This window comes from Salinicola sp. (genome assembly GCF_982684285.1).
Map to the genome: position 1 here is coordinate 7,616 of NZ_CEXLVS010000105.1, position 6,118 is coordinate 13,733.

Annotated in this window: 6 protein-coding genes; 4 read left to right on the top strand and 2 right to left on the bottom strand. The window is 64.6% G+C overall.

What is annotated here, in order from left to right; genetic code table 11:
* The coding region (locus AC3AYF_RS10825) for a sensor histidine kinase (RefSeq protein WP_487779726.1) at positions 1-1,353 on the bottom strand (1,353 nt) is incomplete at its 3' end.
* Positions 1,353-2,045: a response regulator gene (locus tag AC3AYF_RS10830; RefSeq protein WP_487779727.1), complete on the bottom strand. Its 693-nt coding sequence runs from the start codon at positions 2,043-2,045 to the stop codon at positions 1,353-1,355. The genes AC3AYF_RS10825 and AC3AYF_RS10830, both read right to left, overlap by 1 nt.
* Before the next feature lie 187 nt (positions 2,046-2,232).
* Here AC3AYF_RS10830 and AC3AYF_RS10835 point away from each other — a divergent pair, with 187 nt between their 5' ends.
* The 4 genes from AC3AYF_RS10835 to AC3AYF_RS10850 all read left to right on the top strand — a co-directional run.
* Positions 2,233-3,237, top strand: a complete 1,005-nt coding sequence (locus AC3AYF_RS10835; RefSeq protein ID WP_295038959.1) for a Bug family tripartite tricarboxylate transporter substrate binding protein — start codon at positions 2,233-2,235, stop codon at positions 3,235-3,237.
* Entirely contained in the window at positions 3,234-3,692 is a 459-nt protein-coding gene (locus AC3AYF_RS10840) for a tripartite tricarboxylate transporter TctB family protein (RefSeq protein ID WP_295038957.1), read from the top strand. Before AC3AYF_RS10835 ends, AC3AYF_RS10840 begins: the two co-directional genes overlap by 4 nt.
* Positions 3,693-5,186 carry a tripartite tricarboxylate transporter permease gene (locus tag AC3AYF_RS10845; protein WP_295038954.1) on the top strand — a complete coding sequence of 498 codons (1,494 nt, stop codon included), beginning with the start codon at positions 3,693-3,695 and terminating at the stop codon, positions 5,184-5,186.
* A gap of 181 nt (positions 5,187-5,367) precedes the next feature.
* A partial coding sequence (locus AC3AYF_RS10850; protein WP_487779728.1) for an Ldh family oxidoreductase occupies positions 5,368-6,118 on the top strand: 751 nt, incomplete at its 3' end.

Here is a 6,118-nt window from a genome sequence, read left to right on the forward strand (position 1 = left end):
GAGCCCGCGAGGCGTGCGATTGGAAACTTGCAGCCGGCTGCCGTGGCGTACGGCGATGGATTCGGCGATGGCCAGGCCGAGCCCGGACCCGTGGGTGTCCTGGCGATGACCGCGCTCGAACGGTCGAGTCAGGCGGTCGAGGGATTCGGCATCGACGCCGGGACCGTCGTCCTCGATGGCCAGCGTCACCCAGGCATCATCGCCGCGGAGCGCCAGCGTGATCTCGCTGCCCGGCGGCGTGTAGCGAAAGGCGTTGTCGATCAGGTTGTTGAGCAGCTCGCGCAGGGCCCAGCTTTCCCCCTCGACCCAGACCGGGGCCGGTGCCTCGATGGCGAGCCCGAGGTCATGATCGCGACTGTCCTGGCGATCGGCCCAATCGACGGTGATCTCGCGCATCAGTCGATCCAGTGCCAGCGGCTGACGTTCATGCAATGGCCCCAGATGCTGCAGGCGGGTCAGGCTCAGCATCTGTCCGGCCAGGCGACTGGTACGCCCGGCGCTGTCGTGAACGGTGACCAGGGCCTGGTGCCAGACGCCGGGTTCGTTGCTGGTCAGCGCCAGTTCGCTGGTGCTCTGGAGTCCCGCCAGCGGGGTCTTGAGCTGGTGCGAGGCGTCTGCGATGAAGCGCAGTAGCGCGTCGCGATGATGGCGCTGGTCGGCGAACAACCGGTTGAGCGTCTCGACCAGCTCCTGCATCTCCCGCGGCACGTCGAGCATCAACGGACTGTTCTCCTCGGCGCGACGCTCCCGCAGTGCCTGGCGCAGGCGTCGCAGCGGCGCCAGCATGGTGTGCATCGCGATCCCCACCAGGGCCGCAGTGATCAGCACCATTGCGGCGAAGCGGGTCGCGCTCTTGCGGAACAGCTCCCGCGCCAGCAGGTCGCGCCCATGGCGGGTATGCCCCACCCAGAGCTGCACCGGCTCCTGGGTATCCCAGCCGGCGGAGTCCACCTCGCGGCCGCTGAGACGGATCGGCTGGCCGTCGTGGATGGCGTCGAGGTAGACCGGGTGCTGTCGGGCCTCGGCCCGCATCGCATCGGTGATCGGCAGATCGGCATTCTGGGTGATCGTGGTGCCGTTATCCGCCTGCAGCCAGTAGAAGACCCGTTCCTGCCAGCGGGTGGCCAGGATCTGCAGCGCCGAGGCAGGCATCTCCAGGGTGGGGTTGCCCTCCGGCCACTGCAGCGACTCGGCGATGGTCAGACTGGCGGCCTCGAGCTGGCCATCCATGGCCCGGTCCGCCGCCTTGCGCGCGCTGGTGTAGGCCTCGATCAGCAGCAGCGTTCCCAATCCTGCGACGATCACCACGAGCCATAGCGTCAGTCGCCGCTTGAGCGAGGTGCGAGGTGGCATCACTCAGGCCGCCCCTCTCCGAATGACTCCCGCGGCTCCTCGAGCCGATAACCCAGGCCGCGCAGCGTCCGAATCGACAGGCCGGAGCCGGCCAGGCGCTTGCGCAGCCGGCTGACGTAGACGTCCAGGGCGTTGGCGCCCACCGCCTCGAAGCCGAACAGCCGGTTCTCCAGGGCTTCGCGCTGCACGATGCGCCCCGCGTTGAGCATCAGCGCTTCCAGCAGGCTGAACTCGCGCCTCGGCAGATCGAGGGCCGCTCCGTCCAGCCAGGCGCTGGCCGAGCGGGTATCCAGCACCAGGCCGCCGAAACGAACGCTGTTGTCGAGCCGTTGCTGGCTGCGGCGCAGCAGGGCGCGTACCCGGGCTTCCAGTTCGGTGATCGAGAACGGCTTGGCGAGATAGTCGTCGGCGCCGAGGTCCAGTCCGCGCACGCGATCCGCCAGTGCATCCCGCGCGGTGAGAATCATCACCGGCGTCGAGTCGGTATGGGCGCGCATCCACTCGAGCACGTCGAGGCCGTTGCCATCGGGCAGGCCCAGGTCGAGCAGCACCAGATCGAAACGACCCTGGCGCAGTGCCTGGATGGCGTCGTCGATGAGGGCCAGGGCGTCGACGGTATAGCCATGGCGCGTCATCGCCTGGGCCAGCGAGCGCGACAGCAGCGGGTCATCCTCGATCACGAGCAGATGCATGGCGATGTCTCGCGTCATCGAATCCCCATGCCTTATGCGACTAATGTCCTATGCGACAAAGGTTTAGATGACAGGTTGATGAAAGGTTAGCGCTCTAGCATCGCGCTGTCGGTGGGCAGAGCCGGCCCGAGACCGGTGCCCGCCATGAGCTTTGCGAGCATAACAACCCAGGTAGGAGACGCACAGCATGCCCCAGAATCACATGTCCAAAGCGAAAGGCCTTCAACGCTGGCTGGTCGCCGCCGTTACCGGGGGTGCGCTGCTGGCCGGCGCCGTCCAGGCCCAGGCCAAGCCGCCGGAGTGCATCGCGCCGGCCAAACCGGGTGGCGGTTACGACCTGACCTGCCGTCTGGCGGCCAATGGCCTGCAGGAAGCCAAGTTGATCGACGAGCCGATGATGGTCAGCTACATGCCGGGCGGTATCGGTGCCGTCGCCTACAACCATGTCACCGGCGTGCGCGATGACGATCCCAACCTGATCGTGGCGGCCAGTACCGGCGCGGCGTTGAATCTGGCGCTGGGCAAGTTCGGCATCAAGCACAAGGTCGACGACGTGCGCTGGGTCGGTGCGCTGGGCGTCGACTACGGCGCGGTCGTCGTCCGCAAGGACGCGCCGTGGAACAACCTCGACGAACTGATGAAAGCACTGAAGAAGGATCCTTCCAGCGTGGTCATCGGTGCCGGCGGCACGGTCGGCAGCCAGGACTGGATGAAGGCGGCGCTGATGGCCAAGGCCGACGAGGTCGATCCGCGCAAGCTGCGCTACGTCTCCTTCGAGGGCGGCGGTGAGGCGCTGGCCGCACTGCTGGGTGAACACATCCAGGTCTTCACCGGCGACCTGGCCGAGCTGAAGCCACAGCTCGACAGCGGCGAGATTCGTATTCTGGCGGCCCTCTCCGAAGAGCGCATGGCCGGGCCCTACGCGGACATCCCCACTGCCAAGGAGCAGGGCTACGACGTCGAATGGCCGATCTGGCGCGGTTATTACATGGGTCCGGATGTCAGCGACGAAGAGTACCAGGCGTGGGCCGACCGTCTGAAAGCGCTGAGCGAGACAGAAAGCTTCGCCAAGCTGCGTGAAGGTCGCGGTCTGTTCCCGATGGCCAAGTTCGGTGAAGACTTCCACCAGTACGTGAAAGATCAGGTTGCCGACTTCCAGCAACTGTCCAAAGAAGTGGGTCTGACCCAATGAAACTCGCCGCCGACCGAATCCTGAGCCTGCTGTTACTCGGTCTGGCGGCGTTCGTCGCCGTCCAGGCCTGGCAGTTGGAGGTGCCGTTCAGTTACGACCCGGTCGGGCCGAAAGCCTTTCCGCTGATTCTCGCGGGGCTGCTGGCGGTATTGGCCGTGGTGCTGTTCGTGCGCCCGGGCGCCAGCGGTGAGTGGCCGACCGGCGCGCTGTTGCTGCGCCTGCTCTTCACCATGGCCGTGCTGGGTCTCTATGCGGCGCTGTTCATCAACCTCGGTTTCCTGGTGACGACCGCTCTGGTCAGCATCGTCATCGCCTGGCTGTTCGGTGCCGGGCCGTTGAAAGCGGTCGTCGGCGGCCTGCTGCTGGCGGTGGGCAGTTACCTGCTATTCACCTACGGACTGGGAATCTCGCTGCCGACCGGTAGCTGGATCGAGCCGCTGCTGGGGAGCAATTAAATGTTCGATTTTCTGATCCAGGGCTTCGGTGTCGCCCTGACGCCGCTCAACCTGGGGCTGGCCTTCCTGGGCGCGCTGCTCGGGACGCTGTTCGGTGCCTTGCCGGGTATCGGGCCGATCAACGGTATCGCCATCCTGATGCCGCTGGCCTACACGCTGGGCCTGCCGGCGGAATCCGCGCTCATCCTGCTGGCGGGTATCTACACCGGTTCCGAGTACGGCGGGAGGATGTCGAGCATCCTGCTCAACGTGCCCGGTGATGCCGGCGCGGTCATGACCACGCTGGACGGCCACCCGCTGGCCAAGAAGGGGCTCGCCGGGCCGGCCCTGGGCCTGTCCGCCGTCAGTTCGTTCATCGGGGCGACCGTCGCGATCATCGGCCTGACCCTGTTTGCGCCGCTGCTGGCGATCGTCGCCGTCAAGTTCGGCCCCGCCGAATTCTTCGCGCTGATGATCTTCGCCTTCGCTTCCATGTCCGCCATGATGGGCAAGGATCCACTCAAGACCCTGATCGGTGCGGTGCTTGGCGTGCTGATCTCCACCGTCGGCGTCGACTCCGGCACCGGCGTGCTGCGCTTCACCTTCGACATGCCCGAGCTCTACGACGGCATCGATTTCGTGGTGATGATCATCGGCCTGTTCGCGGTCAGCGAGATCCTGCTGATGCTCGAGCACGCCTTCCGCCACGACCAGGACGGTGAGATGGCGCCGATCGGCCGGGTCATGGTCAAGATGAGCGAAGTGCTGTACTGCAAGTGGGCGATCCTGCGCTCCAGCGTGATCGGCTTCGTCATCGGCGTGCTGCCGGGCACCGGCGCCTCCGTCGCCAGCGCCGTGGCCTATACCACCGAAAAGCGCATCAGCGACCACGACAACAGCTTCGGCACCGGCAACATGCGCGGGCTGGCGGCACCGGAAGCGGCCAACAACGCCTCCGCCGCCGGCTCCTTCGTGCCGATGCTGACGCTGGGCATTCCCGGCTCCGGCACCACCGCGATCCTGCTCGGCGCGCTGATGCTCTACAACATCAATCCCGGCCCGATGATGTTCCGCGAGCAGCCGGTGGTGGTGGGCGGCCTGATCGCCTCGCTCTATATCGGCAACGTCATGCTGCTGCTGCTGAACCTGCCGCTGGCCGGCGTGTTCGCCCGCGTGCTGCAGGTGCCGCGCTGGCTGCTGGTACCGAGCGTGGCGATCCTCGCCTTCGTCGGCGTCTATCAGCTTCACTCCGACCTGATGGCGATCTACCTGATGCTGGTCATCGGGGTGTTCGGCTACCTGCTGCGCAAGTTCGGCTTCTCGCTGGCGCCGGTAGTGCTGGGCTTCGTGCTCGGCGGGCTGATGGAGGAGAACCTGCGCCGGGCGCTGTCGATCAGCGGTGGCGATGCGGGCATCCTGTTCCAATCCAAGCTGTCGATCGGGCTATGGATCGCCGCCGCGCTGGTGGTATTGGTGCCGATGTTCGCGGGTAAGCTCAAGGCGAAATTCCTGTGACGGTGAATATCCGGGCTGTCGAGAAACCGCTGGCCATCACGAGTGCGGTTGTTGATGGTCTACGTGCCTGACTCTGCTTGTTATTACGAGAAAGCTCCCTTTCCCAGAAAGAAATTCCCCCTATGCGATGCGGGGGATAATCTGCCAGATCTCGTTGGCACTTTTATAGGTGGAAATGGCCATGGTGGATATGCCCAAAAGAAAGGTTGGACAGGCAGAATTGAAAAGCATTGCGGTCGAGGCACTAGAGCGTCTCGGTATCGTGACGGACGAAGCCGAGGACGTGGCTGATGTACTGGTCATGGCTGACATGCTGGGAATCCACACGCATGGCGTGGCTCGCATCATGTCTTATGGAGAGAGGATAAAAGTAGGCGGAATCAACGCCAATCCTCGTATCGAATTACACCAGGCCTATCCCACTGTGGCTACGCTTGACGGGGATAATGCGCTTGGCCCGCTGCTTGGCAAGAGGGCACTCTCCCAATCCATGAAGATGGCATCGGAGTTCGGTATCGGCATGGTTTTCGTCAGGGGCAGCAATCACTTCGGACCTGTCATGCCGTACTCGTTCATGGCCGCCGAGCAGGGTTTCATGAGCTTCATCGCCAGCAACGCCACGACGACCATAGCCCCCTATGGTGGAACTTCTCCAAAGTTGGGCAATAACCCTCTGGGCTTCGGTTTTCCCAATCCTCGAGGAGAGCACTTTCTACTGGACATGGCGTTGAGCACGGTTGCTCGTGCGAAGATTCGATCTGCAAGAGACCGGGGAGAGTCGATTCCGCTCGATTGGGCGGTAGACGCCAGCGGTGTTCCAACGGGTGACCCCAACGAAGCGCTTGCCGGTATGCTGCAGACGATTGGGGGTCATAAGGGCTATGGCCTGGCACTTGCCGTGGACATGCTGGCGGGTGTTCTGTCTGGGGCGG

Coding starts and splice junctions, on each gene's coding strand:
- AC3AYF_RS10830 (WP_487779727.1), bottom strand. CDS start 2,045: ATGCATCTGCTCGTGATCGAGGATGACCCGCTGCTGTCGCGCTCGCTG.
- AC3AYF_RS10835 (WP_295038959.1), top strand. CDS start 2,233: ATGCCCCAGAATCACATGTCCAAAGCGAAAGGCCTTCAACGCTGGCTG.
- AC3AYF_RS10840 (WP_295038957.1), top strand. CDS start 3,234: ATGAAACTCGCCGCCGACCGAATCCTGAGCCTGCTGTTACTCGGTCTG.
- AC3AYF_RS10845 (WP_295038954.1), top strand. CDS start 3,693: ATGTTCGATTTTCTGATCCAGGGCTTCGGTGTCGCCCTGACGCCGCTC.